General features: G+C 36.7%; 13 protein-coding genes. 4 read left to right on the top strand and 9 right to left on the bottom strand.

Going from position 1 to position 15,553, the window contains the following annotated elements; all coding sequences use genetic code 11:
• Positions 1-104: 104 nt before the first annotated feature.
• Genes CINF_RS06925 through pheS form a run of 4 tightly spaced genes read right to left on the bottom strand, consistent with a single transcriptional unit; the run spans position 105 to position 5,591 of the window.
• Positions 105-932, bottom strand: coding sequence for a 4-hydroxy-3-methylbut-2-enyl diphosphate reductase (locus CINF_RS06925; RefSeq protein WP_179975009.1), 828 nt, complete (start codon positions 930-932; stop codon positions 105-107).
• Between the two features lie 26 nt (positions 933-958).
• The gene (aroA, locus tag CINF_RS06920) at positions 959-2,278 is read right to left on the bottom strand and encodes a 3-phosphoshikimate 1-carboxyvinyltransferase (RefSeq protein ID WP_179975008.1); all 1,320 of its coding nucleotides are present in this window, start codon (positions 2,276-2,278) and stop codon (positions 959-961) included.
• A complete protein-coding gene (pheT, locus tag CINF_RS06915; protein ID WP_179975007.1) occupies positions 2,275-4,602 on the bottom strand; it encodes a phenylalanine--tRNA ligase subunit beta in 2,328 nt (775 codons plus the stop codon). The genes aroA and pheT overlap by 4 nt, the downstream gene beginning before the upstream one ends.
• Positions 4,599-5,591, bottom strand: coding sequence for a phenylalanine--tRNA ligase subunit alpha (gene pheS / locus CINF_RS06910; protein WP_178697333.1), 993 nt, complete (start codon positions 5,589-5,591; stop codon positions 4,599-4,601). The genes pheT and pheS overlap by 4 nt, the downstream gene beginning before the upstream one ends.
• Before the next feature lie 107 nt (positions 5,592-5,698).
• On the opposite strand from pheS, the gene CINF_RS06905 reads away from it, so the two are divergent.
• From CINF_RS06905 to CINF_RS06895, 3 genes are all read left to right on the top strand, one after another.
• On the top strand, positions 5,699-6,058 hold the full coding sequence (locus CINF_RS06905; protein WP_178697332.1) for a histidine triad nucleotide-binding protein: 360 nt from the start codon (positions 5,699-5,701) through the stop codon (positions 6,056-6,058).
• 89 nt (positions 6,059-6,147) lie between these two features.
• Positions 6,148-6,945, top strand: coding sequence for a 16S rRNA (adenine(1518)-N(6)/adenine(1519)-N(6))-dimethyltransferase RsmA (gene rsmA / locus CINF_RS06900; protein ID WP_178697331.1), 798 nt, complete (start codon positions 6,148-6,150; stop codon positions 6,943-6,945).
• Positions 6,929-9,034 (top strand): ribonuclease J, encoded by a 2,106-nt coding sequence (locus CINF_RS06895; RefSeq protein ID WP_179975006.1) that lies wholly within the window; start codon positions 6,929-6,931, stop codon positions 9,032-9,034. Before rsmA ends, CINF_RS06895 begins: the two co-directional genes overlap by 17 nt.
• Positions 9,035-9,168: 134 nt before the next feature.
• On the opposite strand, the gene CINF_RS06890 is transcribed toward CINF_RS06895, so the two are convergent.
• Positions 9,169-10,101: an FkbM family methyltransferase gene (locus CINF_RS06890; protein WP_240156109.1), complete on the bottom strand. Its 933-nt coding sequence runs from the start codon at positions 10,099-10,101 to the stop codon at positions 9,169-9,171.
• 236 nt (positions 10,102-10,337) lie between these two features.
• On the opposite strand from CINF_RS06890, the gene CINF_RS06885 reads away from it, so the two are divergent.
• Complete coding sequence (locus CINF_RS06885) at positions 10,338-11,537, top strand: acetate kinase (RefSeq protein ID WP_179975005.1); 1,200 nt, start codon at positions 10,338-10,340, stop codon at positions 11,535-11,537.
• Positions 11,538-11,867: 330 nt separating this feature from the next.
• On the opposite strand, the gene CINF_RS06880 is transcribed toward CINF_RS06885, so the two are convergent.
• The 4 genes from CINF_RS06880 to ruvA are packed head-to-tail and all read right to left on the bottom strand — an operon-like array spanning position 11,868 to position 15,551.
• A complete protein-coding gene (locus CINF_RS06880; protein ID WP_476695828.1) occupies positions 11,868-13,127 on the bottom strand; it encodes a murein hydrolase activator EnvC family protein in 1,260 nt (419 codons plus the stop codon).
• Positions 13,124-13,927, bottom strand: coding sequence for a cell division protein FtsX (locus CINF_RS06875; RefSeq protein ID WP_240156108.1), 804 nt, complete (start codon positions 13,925-13,927; stop codon positions 13,124-13,126). The genes CINF_RS06880 and CINF_RS06875 overlap by 4 nt, the downstream gene beginning before the upstream one ends.
• A gap of 32 nt (positions 13,928-13,959) precedes the next feature.
• Complete coding sequence (locus CINF_RS06870; protein ID WP_179975004.1) at positions 13,960-14,997, bottom strand: D-alanine--D-alanine ligase; 1,038 nt, start codon at positions 14,995-14,997, stop codon at positions 13,960-13,962.
• Positions 14,994-15,551 carry a Holliday junction branch migration protein RuvA gene (ruvA, locus tag CINF_RS06865; RefSeq protein WP_179975003.1) on the bottom strand — a complete coding sequence of 186 codons (558 nt, stop codon included), beginning with the start codon at positions 15,549-15,551 and terminating at the stop codon, positions 14,994-14,996. Before ruvA ends, CINF_RS06870 begins: the two co-directional genes overlap by 4 nt.
• Positions 15,552-15,553 lie beyond the last annotated feature (2 nt).

Here is a 15,553-nt window from a genome sequence, read left to right as displayed (position 1 = left end):
TTTAGCTCTTTTAGCTTTTATAAATTAAAATTTAATTAGCTTTTTAAATTTTAAAATTTAACGCAGGTTTTAAAATTTTAAAATTTATTTATAAAATTTTTAAATTAAGAGAAATTTTTTATTGTTTTGGCTATGTTTTCTATAATCCACTCTGGCGTGCTTGCCCCTGCTGTAATGCCACAAAGTTTTTTGTTTATAAACCATTGTTTTTGTAATTCATCGGCGTTTTCTATGTGGTAGCTATCTTTACAAAGCGATTTGGAGATTAAAAAGAGTTGTTTTGTATTTGAGCTATTTTTACCGCCAATTACTATCATTATATCAGCGCGTCTAGCTAGCTCTTCTGCTGCTTCTTGGTTTTCAAGCGTGGCGTTGCAAATTGTATTAAATACGCGCACTTCTTTTGCGCGTTTCATTAAATAAACCACCAAGGCACTATATTTTTCTATTTTTTTGGTGGTTTGAGAGATTAGGGCGATTTTATTTGATAGCTTGATATTTTCAAGTTCATCTGTGCTAAGGACGATATGGACGCGGTTTGTAGCGTAGCTTGCCACGCTTTTAGCCTCAGGATGCTCTTTATCGCCAAAATACACTATTTCATAGCCAGCAGCGCTCATATCAGCGGCGATTTTTTGAGGTTTGGTTACAAAAGGGCAGGTTGCATCGATGATTTTTATGTCTTTTTGACTTAGTTTTCCAAGGTCGTTTTTTGTAATGCCGTGAGTGCGAATGATGGCGGTTTTTTCGTTTGTTAATTCATCTATGCTTTTTAGTGTTTTTACATTGCATTCAGTTTGTAGGCGCTTGATTTCAAGGTTGTTGTGGATTAATTCGCCAATAGTGCTAGCACCGCTTGCTTTTTGTGCGATTTTAACCGCGCGCCTTACGCCAAAGCAAAACCCACAATTTTTAGCTATTTCAATTTGCATATTTACCGCCGTTTAAAAGTTTAATATTAAAATTTGGCGTTTTGATCGCCATATAAAGAATCTAAGCATTGTTTAAAATTTGGAAAAGAAGTAGAAATAAACTCCGCCCCGCTAATTTCCATTCCACATCTTAAACCTAAAATAGCAAAACTCATAGCGATTCTATGATCGCCATGGCTGTCGATTTGGGCAGGTTTTAGATTTTTGCTTTGTGGATCGCCTGTTATTATAAAGCCATCATCTAATTCTTGCGCTTTTATGCCACAAGCTTTTAGCGCGTTTATGGTTACTGCTATTCTATCGCTTTCTTTTACTCTTAATTCTTTTGCGTTTTTTAGCACGCTCGTGCCATTTGCGCAAGCAAAAGCGATAGCAAGTGCTGGCGCTTCATCAATTAGCCAAGAAATTTTATCGTCAATTTCTACTGCTTTTAGCCCCTCTTGAGGCGCGCTAATGGTGAGCGTGCCGATATCATCATATAAGCAAGCATTTTTTTCATAGCTAATTTGTGCGCCCATTTTTTCAAGCACTTTAAAGGCTTGTATGCGCGTAGGATTTAATAAAATATTTTGAAATTTTACCTTTGCGTTTTTAGTAATCGCAGCTGCTACGCCAAAGAAAAAACAAGAGCTAGGATCATTTGGAATACTGATATTTAGGGGATTTAGCGGTGCTTGGAGCGGGTTTATTGTGATTTTGTGCTTGCCGTTTTTATCTATTTTTTGGCTTAGATTTGCGCCCATGGCTTTTAGCATTTTTTCGCTATGATCTCTGCTTAGTTCATCTTCGCTAATTATCGCGCCTTTGTTTTGTAAGCTAGCTAGGATTAGGGCGGTTTTGACTTGGGCTGAGGCTATTGGGCTGTGGTAGTTAAAGTAGTTTAATTCTTGCCCGCAAATTGCAATGGGTGCTTTATTTGCGTTATCTCTGCCATAAAATTTCGCCCCTACGCTAGATAGAGGCTTTGTGATTCTTCGCATTGGGCGTTCATTTAAATACATATCACCGCTAAGTACAAAAAACTCATCTTTTATGCCAGCTAGCAAGCCCATAAAGATTCGCATAGCCGTGCCAGAGTTGCCACATTCTAAAATTTTATTTGCTGAAATAATTTTATCTGGCGCGGTGATGATGTATTCGCCATCATTGATGTTTTCAACCTTTGCGCCAAGGGCTTTTATGGTATTTAGCGTGTTTAGGCAATCTTGCGCTTGTAAATAATTTTTTATATGATTTTCGCCCTTGCTTAATAGTGAAAAAATCGCCGCGCGGTGGCTTATTGATTTATCGCTAGCAAGCTGTGTAAAGCTTATATCAAAAGAGTTTTTTAATGGAGTTATTTTCATCTTAAATCAATGCCTAAATTTTGTTTTAACGCATTTAAAATTTGCTCCATTAACGCGTTTATTTCATCATCTACTAAGGTTTTGTTATTATCTTGAAAACTAAAAGATATGCTTAGGCTAGCATTAGAGCCTAGGCTTTCATCTTTGTATTTATCAACTGGGCTAAACTCTCTTAATGAGCTGATATTTAGGCTATTGATACATTCTTTTATTTGGTCGTAGCTGATTTGATTTGATACTAGCAGGCTTAAATCTCTATTGATTGCTGGATAGCGGGAGTATTCTTTAATGATTGTGTTTGTTTGGGTTATTTTGTCAAAATCTATTTCGCATACATAAGTATAAGTTGGCAAGTCTTTTTTAAGCTCTAAGCTAAATCTCCCACAAAAGCCGATTTTTACGCCATTTTGATAAATATCTGCGCTTTCGTATTGGCTTAAAAAGCTATATTGCGTGCTTTTTTTAAGCTCGATTTTGCCAAAAATCTTTTGTAGATCATTAACAAAATTAAATAAATTAAGTCCTGCGCCTTTTTGGCCATTTAGCAAGCTTGGGGCGTGATTAAGCCCGCTTGAAATAAAGGCTAATTTAGAGCTTTGAATGCCGTGCGCGCTAAAAACCTCGCCGTATTCAAAAAGTTTTATTACTTTTTTGCCGTTTTTAGCGTTGCGAATGGCTGAGTTTAATAAAGCATTTAATAAAGTCGGTTTTAGTGCGCTAAGCTCGTTTGTGATAGGATTTGCGATTTTTAAGCTACAAGGGGCAAAACCAAGCTCTCTTAGCTCGCTTTCATCATCAAAAACATAATGAACGCATTCAAAAAAGCCAGCCATCGTGGCCTTTTGGCGTAAAATTTTGGCTTGTTTGTATTGAATTAGGGCTTGATTGGTGTATGATTTTTGGGCAAATTCTAGCGGGCGCGGGCTGATATTGTCTATGCCAATTATTCTTACGACCTCTTCGCAAATATCTTGGGCATTTTGTATATCGTGGCGATATAATGGTGCTTTGGCGTAAAATTGTAAGGCATCGTTTTCGGCTGTGTTGATTTCAAAATTTAGCTTTTTTAAAATTTTAATTATGGTGTTTTTATTTATTTCAAGGCCGATTATTTGGCTAATTGTGTTAGCGTTTATTAAAATATTTTCTTGTTTTGTGTTTGGTTTTATTATTTGAGCGCCACCATATAGGCTTGAACTGGCAATTAAACGCTCAAAAAGCAAGCTTGTGCCTACTTCAAGCTCAGGCTCACTGCCACGCAAGGTGCGATAAGTGATTTCATCTTTTGCTTGATTTTTATCATTGCCTAGGCTTGTGGCGATGATTTGCGGTGGTGTGTAGCTAGCTTCGATGATGATGGTTTGGCTGTTTTTATCCACGCTTGCAAAATCGTTTTGATGTATGCCAGCTACGGCTAAAAGCTCATCATTTGCGTAAATTAAGCTTTCGTTATATTTGCCAGCTTGGATTTTTAAGCTGATTTTTTCGTTGTTTTTAGCGATTTTTTCGTAATCATAAGCCCTAAAAATCACGCCGCTGCTATAAGTTGCGTATTGTAAAATCGCTTTTATAGGTAATTTATTTGCATTTTCTAATAAATTTAGTCTTAAAAGCGTGAGCAAATTTAAAGAAAAATCATTTAAACGCATAATTTTATAAAAAAATGCGCTTTGGTTATTGGCGGTATTTGATACGCTAAGCAAGCGACCTATGCCGATTTTTTCGTCATCATCTTTTTTAATAAAATTTATTTTTTTCAAACTTAGATCAAATTTTGCAGCCAAATCCCTGCTAATGCCACGCACACTAAGACAATCCCCACGATTAGGCGTAAGCTCAATTTCTATAATATCTGTATTAAATGCGCTATATTCATTTAATGGCTTGCCTATGATTAACTCACCAATGCTATCATCAAGCACCATTATGCCCTCATTTATATCGCCTAGACCAAGCTCGCGCGCTGAGCAGAGCATACCACAACTCTCCACGCCTCTAAGCTTTGCTTTTTTGATTGTAATATCGCCGATTTTTGCGCCCTCGCGCGCGCAAGCTACCATTTGATTAACCTTGACATTTGGCGCGCCACAGACTATTTGTAAAATTTCATCATTGCCAACATCTACTTTACAAACATGTAAATGATCGCTGTTTTCGTGCATTTGGCACTCTAAGACCTTAGCTACTACTACATTATCTGCTACTTTTAGTGCTTGGCAGCTATCAACTTCTAAGCCGATTTGATTTAATGCTTGCGTGATTTCTTGCGTGCTTTTATCTTTTAAATCTATCCATTCATTTAGCCATTCTGTGCTTATTTTCATCTAAATTGCTCCAATAATCTTAAATCCGCTTCAAATAAACTACGCAAATCAGGTATGCGGTGAAGTAGCATTGCAAGGCGTTCTACCCCAAGCCCAAAGGCATAGCCACTTACATTTTTATAATTTACAGCCTTAAATACATTCTCATCTACAATCCCAGCACCAAGCACTTCTAGCCAGCCTGTTTGCTTACATACACGACACCCACTACCACCGCAAAATATACAACTAATATCAACCTCAGTGCTAGGCTCAGTAAAAGGGAAAAAACTAGGGCGAAAACGCACTCTAACATCGCCAAATAAATATTTTAGAAAATTTTCTAAGATATCTTTTAAATTGGCAAAGCTCACCTTTAAGCCCTCTTCAACCACCAAGCCCTCAACTTGATGAAACATCGGCGTGTGCGTAAGATCTAAATCCCGCCTAAACACCGCACCTGGTGCTATCATACGAATTGGAGGCTTTTGAGCTTGCATTGTGCGGATTTGAACCGGGCTTGTATGCGTGCGAAGCAATCTAAAATCATTTAAATAAAAAGTATCTTGCATATCGCGCGCTGGGTGAAAAGGTGGCAAATTTAATGCTTCAAAATTGTGAAAATCATCTTCTATCAATGGTCCATTTTCTACACTAAAATTAAGCGATATGAAGTATTCTATGATTTTATCCATAGTATCCATTACAGGATGTAATGCGCCACTTTCGCAAGGCTGGCTAAATAAACTCACATCAACGCCATCAGCTTGCATTGTTTGTTTGATATGTTCATTTTCAAGCTGTGATTTTTTATTTTCTATTAGCGCACTAAACTCGTCTTTTAGGGTATTTAGCTGGGCGGCTGCTTGCTTTTTTTGTTCTGCGTCAAGTTCTTTTAAGCTAGCAAAGCCAGCGGTGATTTTACCCTTTTTGCCTAGTAATTCAAGCCTTAAAGATTCTAATTCATTTAAATTAGAAGCGTTTGAAATTTTAATTTTGTATTCTTGCAATTTCTTGCCTTTTTTAAAATTTTTGGTGCTAATTCTAGCTAAAAAACTTAAAATTGATATAAAATAAGCTATAATCGCCCGCTTGATTTTAAAATAAAGGATTTAAGATGGATTGTGTATTTTGTCAAATTGTAGATGGTAAAATTCCAAGCAATAAGGTGCTTGAAAATGATAAATTTTTAGCATTTCATGATATCAACCCAAAAGCGCCAGTGCATGTGCTAATAATACCAAAAAATCACATAGATAATTTCCAGCAAAGCCCTGGGGAGATGTTTGGGGATATGAGCGGGTTTATCCAAGAAGTAGCAATTGTTACAGGCGTGGATAAAAGTGGTTATAGATTGATTACAAATTGTGGCGAAAATGGCGGACAAGAAGTAATGCATTTGCATTTTCATTTATTAGGCGGTAAAAAATTACCTTGGGCGCAAAATTTATCAAAAGATCCAAAAACATCATTTTAATTTTTTAGCCCAGCATTTGCTGGGCTTTTTTCTGGGCAAATAAACTTATTTACATTTAATTTAGTTTCAAGGTGTAAAATCTGCGCCCAATGCAAATTAAAGCTAAAAAATATTTCGGTCAAAATTTTTTAAAAGATCAAAGCGTAAAGCAAAAAATCATCAAAGCGATTCCCAAGAGCGATTTAATCGTAGAAATTGGGCCTGGCTTAGGTGATTTAACTCGTGAGCTTTTAGGCATTTGCCATAGTTTGCGATGTTTTGAGATAGACACTGAGCTGTTTGCGATTTTGCAAAAGAGCTTTGCTAATGAGATAAAAAGCGCTCATTTAGAGTTAATAAATGCTGATGCGAGCGCGCTTTGTGATGATGAAATTAGCCAAAAGCCGTATTTTTTGGCTGCTAATTTACCATACTATGTCGCTACAAATATGATTTTAAGGGCTTTACGCGATGAGCGTTGTCTTGGTTTTGTGGTGATGATACAGCGCGAGGTAGCATTAAAATTTAGCGCACAGCCAAAACAAAGCGAGCATTGCGCTTTAAGCTTGCTGGCTAGTTTATATGGGGATTGTGAGCTGCTTTTTGAAGTTTTGCCTAATTGTTTTGAGCCTGCTCCAAAGGTTACAAGCGCAGTAATTAGGCTAATTAAAGCCAAAAAAGCTAAACTTGAAAACAAAGAAATTAAAAATTTTGAAAATTTTTTGAGGCTAGCTTTTATCTCTCCACGCAAAACTCTTTTAAAAAATCTCAGCACAAATTTTGATAAAACGCGCTTAGAGCAGATTTTTAAAATTTTAAATCTAAGCCAAACTATCCGTCCTCACGAGCTAAATCTTACCTTATTTTTAGATTTATTTAAGGAATTTAGCAATGCAAAATACAAATGAAAATAGCACCAATCAAGCAACCACGAATGTAGTAGATAGTTTTTTTGGAGCTGATGATTTTAACGCAAGCGCTCCACTAGATGCTCCAAATAAAGCCAAAAAATTTAAAAATCATCGCAAAAATCTACAAAAACAAAACGCCGCAGCCAAGGCAAAAGCAGCTGCTGAGCAAGCAAGAGAGCAATTAAAAAGCAACAACACTCAAAATTTCACCACCGAAGAAAAAAATCCCCAAAATCAGCCAAATTTTAATAACGCAACAAAACAAAACTCTCAAAACTTTCAAAAAGATAAAAACAAAAAACGCTCTAAAAAATCCACTCATACAATAAAATTAAGTGGCAATGAAGACTGGCAAAAGGCGATGCAAGCAAGCATAAAAGCAAATAAACAAATGCACTATGAGCGCTTGCATCCTCTTAAAAACGCAAATGATGCCAGCGTTAAGGTGCGCATTACTCCACTTGGCGGACTTGGCGAAATAGGCGCGAATATGACCATTTTTGAAACGGATAATGATGCGATAATTGTCGATGTGGGAATGAGTTTTCCTGATGAAAATATGCCAGGGGTTGATATTTTAGTGCCTGATTTTAGTTATATAAGAAAAATTAAAGATAAGGTGCGCGCTGTGTTAATAACGCACGCACACGAAGATCACATTGGTGCGATGCCGTATTTTTTTAAGGAATTTCAATTCCCAATTTATGCAACGCCCTTGCCACTTGGTATGATAAGCAATAAATTTGAAGAGCACGGATTAAAGGCGCATAGAAGTTATTTTCGTCCTATACAAAAGCGTAAAATTTATGAAATAGGCGAGTTTGAGGTGGAGTTTATCCATATAACGCACTCAGTAATTGATGCAAGCGCGCTAGCAATTAAAACAAAAGCGGGCGTGATAATTCACACGGGCGATTTTAAGCTTGATCCTACGCCAATTGATGGCTATGCTACTGATTTACACCGCTTGGCTCATTATGGCGAAGAGGGCGTGCTTTTGTTGATGAGCGATAGCACAAATAGCTGGCGCGATGGTGTAACAAAAAGTGAAAATAGTGTAGGCAAGACCTTTGATGAGCTTTTTGATAAGGCAAAAGGGCGCGTTATAATGAGCACTTTTAGCTCAAATATTCACCGCGTTTTTCAAGCCATAGAGCGTGGTATAAAGCACGGGCGCAAGGTTTGTGTGATAGGGCGAAGTATGGAGCGCAATCTTTTTACTGCGATTGAGCTAGGTTATATATCGCTTAAAAAAGAAATTTTCATAGATGCAAATGAAGTGGCTAAATATAAAGATAATGAAATTTTAATTGTTACCACCGGCTCGCAAGGTGAAACAATGAGCGCGCTTTATCGCATGGCAACTGATGAGCATAAATACATCAAAATCAAGCCAAGCGATCAAATAATCATCTCTGCTAAGGCAATACCTGGCAATGAAGCAAGCGTTTCGGCTGTGCTAAATTATTTGCTAAAAAATGGCGCAAGCGTGGCGTATCAAGATTTTAGCGAAATTCATGTTAGCGGGCATGCAGCTAGCGAAGAGCAAAAAATGATGCTAAACTTAATAAAACCAAAATTTTTCTTGCCTGTGCATGGCGAATACAACCACATTTTAAGGCATAAAGAGCATGCCATAGCTTGCGGGGTCGATGAGCGCAATATTTATTTGATGAATGATGGTGATCAAATGGAGCTAACACAACGCTACTTAAAGCGCGCACGCACCGTAAAAACTGGCAAAACTTTCATAGATAATCAAATCGGCAAGCAAATAAGCGATGATGTAGTAATTGACCGCCAGCAACTAAGCGAGGCCGGTATAATCGTAATAATGGCACAAATCGATCGCAACGCAAAACGCTTGATTAAAAATCGCGTAATTACTCACGGCTTAATTGGCGAGCGCGCAAATACAAGCAAAGAGCTTCAAGGCGTGATCGAGCAGTTTTTATCAAATGTGCGCGATGATCTTTTAAACGACACCAAAGCCTTAGAAAATCAAATCCGCCAAGTAGTTCGCAAGCATATATTTAGAAAAATTAAAAAATACCCAACAATAGTGCCAATAATTTATTTGATGTGAGCCTAAAGCGCAAGCTAGCACACTTGCTTGCGCTTTGCTTTGCGTGTTTAAAGGTGCGCAATTAAAATTTAGCCTTGAAATTTCATCATAATTTATTTAGCTTATATCATGCCACTAGAAATTATAGAATTTGCTTAATTTAAAATTTCACAATATAACGCGGTTTCAATGCTTATGGTGTTATCAACTGGCTTATGGATTTTAAAATTGTAGCCAAGATCTAGGCTTTCAATAAAGGGCTTTATGCCAAAAAATTGCTCTGGGTGATGGTAAATGCTAATTAGCATAGCTGGGCGCTGGGTTTTTATGGTTTCTAATCCACCACGCAAAAAATCCATCTCCCCACCTTCAATATCCACTTTTATAAAGCCGATTTTTAGGTTATTTTCGCGCACATATTCATCTAGGGTGATTACATCAACTTCTTCATATTCGCCGTTATTATAGCTATACATCGCGCTACTTGCTGAGCCTGCTAGGTTTATTTTCATTTTGCCTTTTGCGCTACCAAGGGCAAGTTTATTTGGGATTATTTGAGAGCTTTCATTCATTTGTAAGGTTTTTTGCATAAGCTCGAAGTTTTTGCTAGTGGCTTCAAAGGTGTGGATTTTTTCTTTTGTAAATTCTCTAAAAATTAGCGCGCTATCGCCTATAAAGCCACCTACATCGATAATATCTTTATCTTTGATGTTTATCAGAGTTGTTTGATCAAATGTATTCATTGAGTGCTTATCCCAAAACACGCCTACTTCAAAATGCTTTATTGGCAAAAAATATCCATCATAATAATAACGCGATGGCGTGAGCATAAAGATATTTGGGTAAAACTCAAAGCAAATTTTTTCTAATTTCGCACTTTCATCAGCACTTAAATTTCCAAAACTCCCATCTTGGCTTAAAAGTGCGCTTTGGACGCGCGAGATTATGCGATAGACACATTCGGTGCTAGTTTTATCTAAACCCTTTGTAAGAGTTTGGATTTTTTCCCAAGCATCGGGACTATTTAATAATTCTTTTGCGATCATTTCTTGCATTGGGTGCTTTGTGATTATGTTAAAATTTAGCATTTTTATCCTTTTATGAAAAAGCGCATTTTAGAAAAAAAAAAAAAACAAACGGCAACAACGAGTTTTGCTAAGAAATTTTAAAATTTTAAATACAAAAAAATATAATAAAAATTATAAAATGTGTAAAATCGTAACATTTTAACTTTATTTTTAATTTAATTTATCCTTATTTTATAAAAGATTTTAGATTTTTTCGTATAATCAAAGCTTGGCATAAAACGCAAAAAGGGCAAATGATGAAAATTTTAGTTATAAACTCAGGTTCTAGTTCTATAAAATTTAAACTCTTCGATATGAGCGATGAGAGCGTGATTTGCAAGGGTTTGATTGAGCAAATTGGCGCAAATAATTCGCGCGCGATAATCACAAATGAATTAAGCGGTTTTAAAGCAGAGCGCGATTTGCCTATTACAAATCACGGATTTGGCATTGATATAATGAATTATTTGTTGTTTGAAAGTGGTTCTTTAAAAAGTCTTGGCGATATCGATGCTGTCGGGCATAGAGTGGTTCAAGGCGCTGATGTGTTTAATGCTAGCGTGCTAATAAATCACGATGTGCTAAGCAAGATTGAAAGTCTTGTGCCACTTGCGCCTTTACATAATCTAGCCAATCTTGCAGGTATGCGAGAAACCATGCGCGTAAGCCCAAGCACGCCAAATGTCGCAGTTTTTGATACTGTTTTTCATCAAAGTATGCCAAAAGCTGCTTATATGTATGCCCTGCCGCTTGAATATTATAATAAGCACAAACTCCGCAGATACGGCGCGCACGGCACTAGCCACGAGTTTGTCGCCAAAGAAGCTGCTAAGCTTTTGGGTGTGGATTTTGCTAGTTTAAATGCGGTTAGCTTGCATCTTGGCTCAGGATCTAGTGTGTGCGCTATAAAAGGCGGTAAATGCGTGGATACGAGCATGGGCGTTACTCCGCTTGAAGGCTTGATGATGGGGACGCGCTCAGGCGATATAGATCCTGCGATAATTCCATTTTTGCTAAAAAATACGGACTTAACGGGCGGTGAGATTGATAATATTTTAAACAAAAAAAGCGGGCTTTTTGCGATTTGTGGCACTAATGATATGCGCGAGATCAAAGCGCGTATGTATGGCGGCGATGAAATGGCAAAGCTAGCTTATGACATGTTTATTCACCGGGTTAAAAAATATATTGGGGCGTATTTGGCCTTGGTTGAGGATGCAAAATGTATAATTTTTACCGCAGGCATCGGCGAAAATGATTTTAGGGTGCGCCAAAGCGTGTGCGCAGGCCTAGAAAAATTAGGCATTTGCATTGATGATGCATTAAATGAAAGCCCTTCTCATCTAGTGCGTGAAATTAGCACGAAAGATTCGCCGATAAAAATTATCGTTGCGCCAACAGATGAAGAGCTAGCCATAGCGCAAGAAACCAAAAAAGTAGTAGAATCTTTAAGTTAAAATTTGCTTTGTGAATGATTGGGTGATTTGAAATTTTAATTTTTAAGGCTTAATTACTGACTTAATTTAAAATTTCAAGCCCAAATTTTAAAATTTACGCCAAAAATCTTTTAAGAAAAGTGGCAAATTTTCTTATTTGCTTTAAAATTTCAATCCCAAATTTTGTTAGCTTATTTAAAATTTTAATTTTTTATTATTTCATTTAAAATTTCAATCCCAAATTTTAAAATTTACGCCCAAAATCTTTTAAGAAAAGTGGCAAATTTTAATAATATAAAAACCCAAATTTTAATTACAGGCAAAATAGTTTAAAATTTTTCTGGTGCTAAATTATTTTGCGCTGATTAACTCCATTGGGTTTATGTGGTAGTTTTTTTGCGTTACTTCAAAGGTCAAATCACGCTCCACGCGCCCTATAACATAGCCTTTTTTGATTTTAGAGCCTACTTTTATGGTTGGAGCGATTTTGCTAAGATGCGCGTATATCGTGTGTATGCCATCTGTGTTTTCCATAATTATTACTTTTTGTAACACGGCTGTATCCTTGGCAAATACCACCTTGCCATCAAGCACATTTTTTACCGTTGCATCTGGCGTGGTTGAGCGAAGCACCACGGATTCATTAAAAATTTTAATCTTATAAACAGGATCTGTATAATCCCCAAATGCTTGTTTTAGGGTGAAGTTTTCAAGCGGAGCGATTGTTTTTGCGCCTTTGTATTTTTTTACTGCGCTACTTTGATAGCTTGAACCCATTTTGCGCACATTTTGTGGTTCGTTATCTGCTAGCGTTTTTTTGCTGGCTTTTGCTGCGGCTTTGATTTGCTCGGCTTTTAATCTGGCTTCTTCTTTGGCTTTTTCATCTTTTTCAATGATTTTTAAATTTTCAAGCGTGGCGCGAAGTTCGAGCTGCTGCGTGCTAATTGCTGCTAGCTGCTCGCTATAAGATTCTTTATCATTTTTTAGCTTGGATAATTCTTCGTTTTGTTTTTGGCTTAGTTGTTTTAATTTTTCTTGCTTTGAGCGAAAATCTTGTAAGCTAAACTCAATATCGCTTATTCTTTTTGACTGGCTTTTTATAAGATTTGTTGTTTTAGAATAATCCACCGCCATTTTGCTTAATTGCGCGTTTATGTTTGTGTTTAGGCTGGCTAATAATTCATTTGCTATGATGCTTTCTTGGTTTTCTGCGTAATCTTGCGGGGCGATTAAATCATAGGCAAATTTTTCGCTGATGGCTTTTAGCATATTTTCTTCGATTTGGCGTTGGGATTTTATTAAGTTGGCGTTTTGTTCTTTTAGGGATTGTAGCTCGGTATCAGCGGATTTTGCGATGGATTCTAGTTTATTTACTTGTGCTTGCATTTGATCGATTTTTTCTTGTGTGATTTTTAGCTCGGCTTCGCTATTTACGATATCGCGCGCTAGTTCGTCTAGTTTTTTGTTTAGCTTTTCTTCTAAATTTTTATTTGTGGCTAGGGTTTTTTCATTTGTGGCGATTTTATCTTTTGTGCTAAGTTTTGGCGCGCTATTAAGCGTGGCTATAAAGATAAAATTTAAGCACAAAAATACTATAAAAACTCTCATCATTTTTGCCTTGTGCGAATCATTACAAGGCTAACAGAAATTATTGATGTTAAAATACTAGCGCTAAATAGCACGGCGCTATCATTAAAAATATTTATACTAGGCGTGTTTATGCCTGTATCTTTTAAGGCTAGATCTAGCATAGATGGTAGATAATAATAAAGCGCACAAACTATAATAGTAGCGATTGCGCTATCAACTATGGCAAGTTTATAAAGCATGGCTGATTTTAGCCAGTAAGGCGCGCCTAAATCCGCCATTACTGAGATTCTGCGTCTATGCTCAAAAAGCCAAATTTTCATTTGATTGAAAATCAGCACCACGCCCATTAATGCGATTAAAATCGTAAAGCCTTGTGCTACTAGTTTAAAAATTGTTAAGATACGATAAATTTTATCATGCGTTTTAGAAAAGGTTTCTACTCTCATTACTCCGCTGATTTTTTCTAAATCTTTGGCCGTTTTATTCATTATCTCAGGGCTTGGAAAAATGCTTAATTTTAGAGAATAAAAATAAGGCATGCTATTTTGTAGTTCTTTAAAATTTCGCTCTGGGATTTCGTTTTTGATGCGCTCTAATACATTTGAGGTGTCTAGGCGAATTAGCTCTTTAAAAGCTAAAATTTTAGCACTAATAAGATCTTTTGGTAATTCTTTTTTGCTGACTACGATGATGTTATAATCGCTTGTCATTGAGTTTTCATACTGGCTTAGCACTCTATCTGCCATAACACTAAATTCTATTGAAAATAACAAAATTAAAAGCGGAAAAATCACGCCTAGATGGTTTTTTAATGTTTTCATAGTTTCTTTCGTAAATTTTATTTGGCTAAATTTTATGCCATTTTGCCTTTTTGCCCGCTAATTTGGCTGATAAAATTATATTCTATTTTAATTTTTTTCTCGATTTTTATGCTTTGTGCTAGCTTGATAACAGCGCTGGTAAAATCATCAAATAAATAATTAGCCAGCGAGCCGGGATTTGGGTTGATTTCATTTAAAAATACTTGCTCATCAATGCTGAAAAAATCGCACCTAATCAGCGCGCCATCAAAGCCACCAGCTTCGTAAATTTTAATAAAAGCTTGCTTTAAGGCACTTTGTAATTCATCGCTTATATCGGCTTTTTTGGCATTATCGCCACTAAAACTAAGATATTTTTGCTCAAAATCTAAAAAAGCCTTTTTGCTTGGCTCTTCAATCATTGAAAAAACAAACTCTTTATCTGCTTTAAAACCTGCTAAATTAAACTCTCTAACGCCTTGAATAAACGGCTCTGCGATAATTAAATCATCAAATTCAAAACCCACATCTAGCGCATATTGTAATTGATTTAATTGCGAAATTACGCTAACGCCAATGCTTGAACCAAGTCTTGCTGGTTTTAGAATTACTGGCATTTGTAAAGCTAAATCATCGTCACGGCGCAAGGTTTGGTATTGTAAGGTTTTTACCCCACAAGCAGCAGCTAAGAGTTTAGTTAAATGTTTATTAAAGCTTAGCACGCTAGCTTCTAGGCGCGGGCCAATATATTTAAGCTCATAAAAGCTAAAAAGCCCTGCGATCTTGCCATCTTCACCATCGCAGCCGTGAATTAGGTTAATATAACAATCCACATCAAGTTTTTTTAGCCCAAAAACTCCGTGCTTTCCAAATCCTCCGTGCGTTAGATGGAGTTTGGGACATTTTTTATATTTGCCAAGAGAGAAAAAATTTGCTCTCATATCCTCAGGCGAAATTTCATAAAAATTGCGTTGCGCATCTACAAATATAAAGCTAAGATCAGCTTTTAACGCTCTTTTCATTACCACTGCTGAAACTATGCTGATTTCATGCTCCCAGCTAGCTCCGCCAAAAACAATGCCAAATTTCATTTTTTTAATATCCTTAAAGCTTCTTTGATTAAATCCACGGTATTTTCGCTCTTACAAGCATTTAGCGCTGGTAAAATTTGCTCTTTTTTAAAGCCAAGGGCTTGTAGGGCTAAAAGCGCATCGTGCCACACTGGGTTTTCGTTTTGGCTATTTATAAAGCTAGCATCGCTTAGCTGGGCTAGTAAAAGTTTGGCTGTTTTGGGGCCAATTCCGGGGACTTTTTTAAAGGCATCTAAATCGCCATTAAGCACGGCTTTTTGGGCTTGGGCTGGGCTTAGGGTAGAGCAAATTGCCATAGCAGTAGCTGGGCCTATGCCACTAACTTTTAGCATCATTTCAAAAATTTGCTGTTCGCTTGCGTCTATAAAACCAAAAAGCAAATTAGCATCTTCTTTAATTATTTGAGTTATTAAAAGCTCGCATTTTGCGCCAAGAGTAAGTTTGGGCGAGCATTGTAAAGATACTGCTATGCCGTAGCTAACCCCGCTAGTAGTTTTTAGCCAAATATAAGCTGGCTCTTTTTTGCTAATTACACCCTCAATTGCCTTGATCATTT

The organism is Candidatus Campylobacter infans, from assembly GCF_013416015.1.
GTDB classification, from domain to species: Bacteria; Campylobacterota; Campylobacteria; order Campylobacterales; family Campylobacteraceae; genus Campylobacter; species Campylobacter infans.
This window is presented reverse-complemented; position numbering and strand designations above follow the sequence as displayed.

Coding starts and splice junctions, on each gene's coding strand:
- CINF_RS06925 (WP_179975009.1), bottom strand. CDS start 932: ATGCAAATTGAAATAGCTAAAAATTGTGGGTTTTGCTTTGGCGTAAGG.
- aroA (WP_179975008.1), bottom strand. CDS start 2,278: ATGAAAATAACTCCATTAAAAAACTCTTTTGATATAAGCTTTACACAG.
- pheT (WP_179975007.1), bottom strand. CDS start 4,602: ATGAAAATAAGCACAGAATGGCTAAATGAATGGATAGATTTAAAAGAT.
- CINF_RS06905 (WP_178697332.1), top strand. CDS start 5,699: ATGGATTGTGTATTTTGTCAAATTGTAGATGGTAAAATTCCAAGCAAT.
- rsmA (WP_178697331.1), top strand. CDS start 6,148: ATGCAAATTAAAGCTAAAAAATATTTCGGTCAAAATTTTTTAAAAGAT.
- CINF_RS06895 (WP_179975006.1), top strand. CDS start 6,929: ATGCAAAATACAAATGAAAATAGCACCAATCAAGCAACCACGAATGTA.
- CINF_RS06890 (WP_240156109.1), bottom strand. CDS start 10,101: ATGCTAAATTTTAACATAATCACAAAGCACCCAATGCAAGAAATGATC.
- CINF_RS06885 (WP_179975005.1), top strand. CDS start 10,338: ATGAAAATTTTAGTTATAAACTCAGGTTCTAGTTCTATAAAATTTAAA.
- CINF_RS06880 (WP_476695828.1), bottom strand. CDS start 13,127: ATGATGAGAGTTTTTATAGTATTTTTGTGCTTAAATTTTATCTTTATA.
- CINF_RS06875 (WP_240156108.1), bottom strand. CDS start 13,927: ATGAAAACATTAAAAAACCATCTAGGCGTGATTTTTCCGCTTTTAATT.
- CINF_RS06870 (WP_179975004.1), bottom strand. CDS start 14,997: ATGAAATTTGGCATTGTTTTTGGCGGAGCTAGCTGGGAGCATGAAATC.
- ruvA (WP_179975003.1), bottom strand. CDS start 15,551: ATGATCAAGGCAATTGAGGGTGTAATTAGCAAAAAAGAGCCAGCTTAT.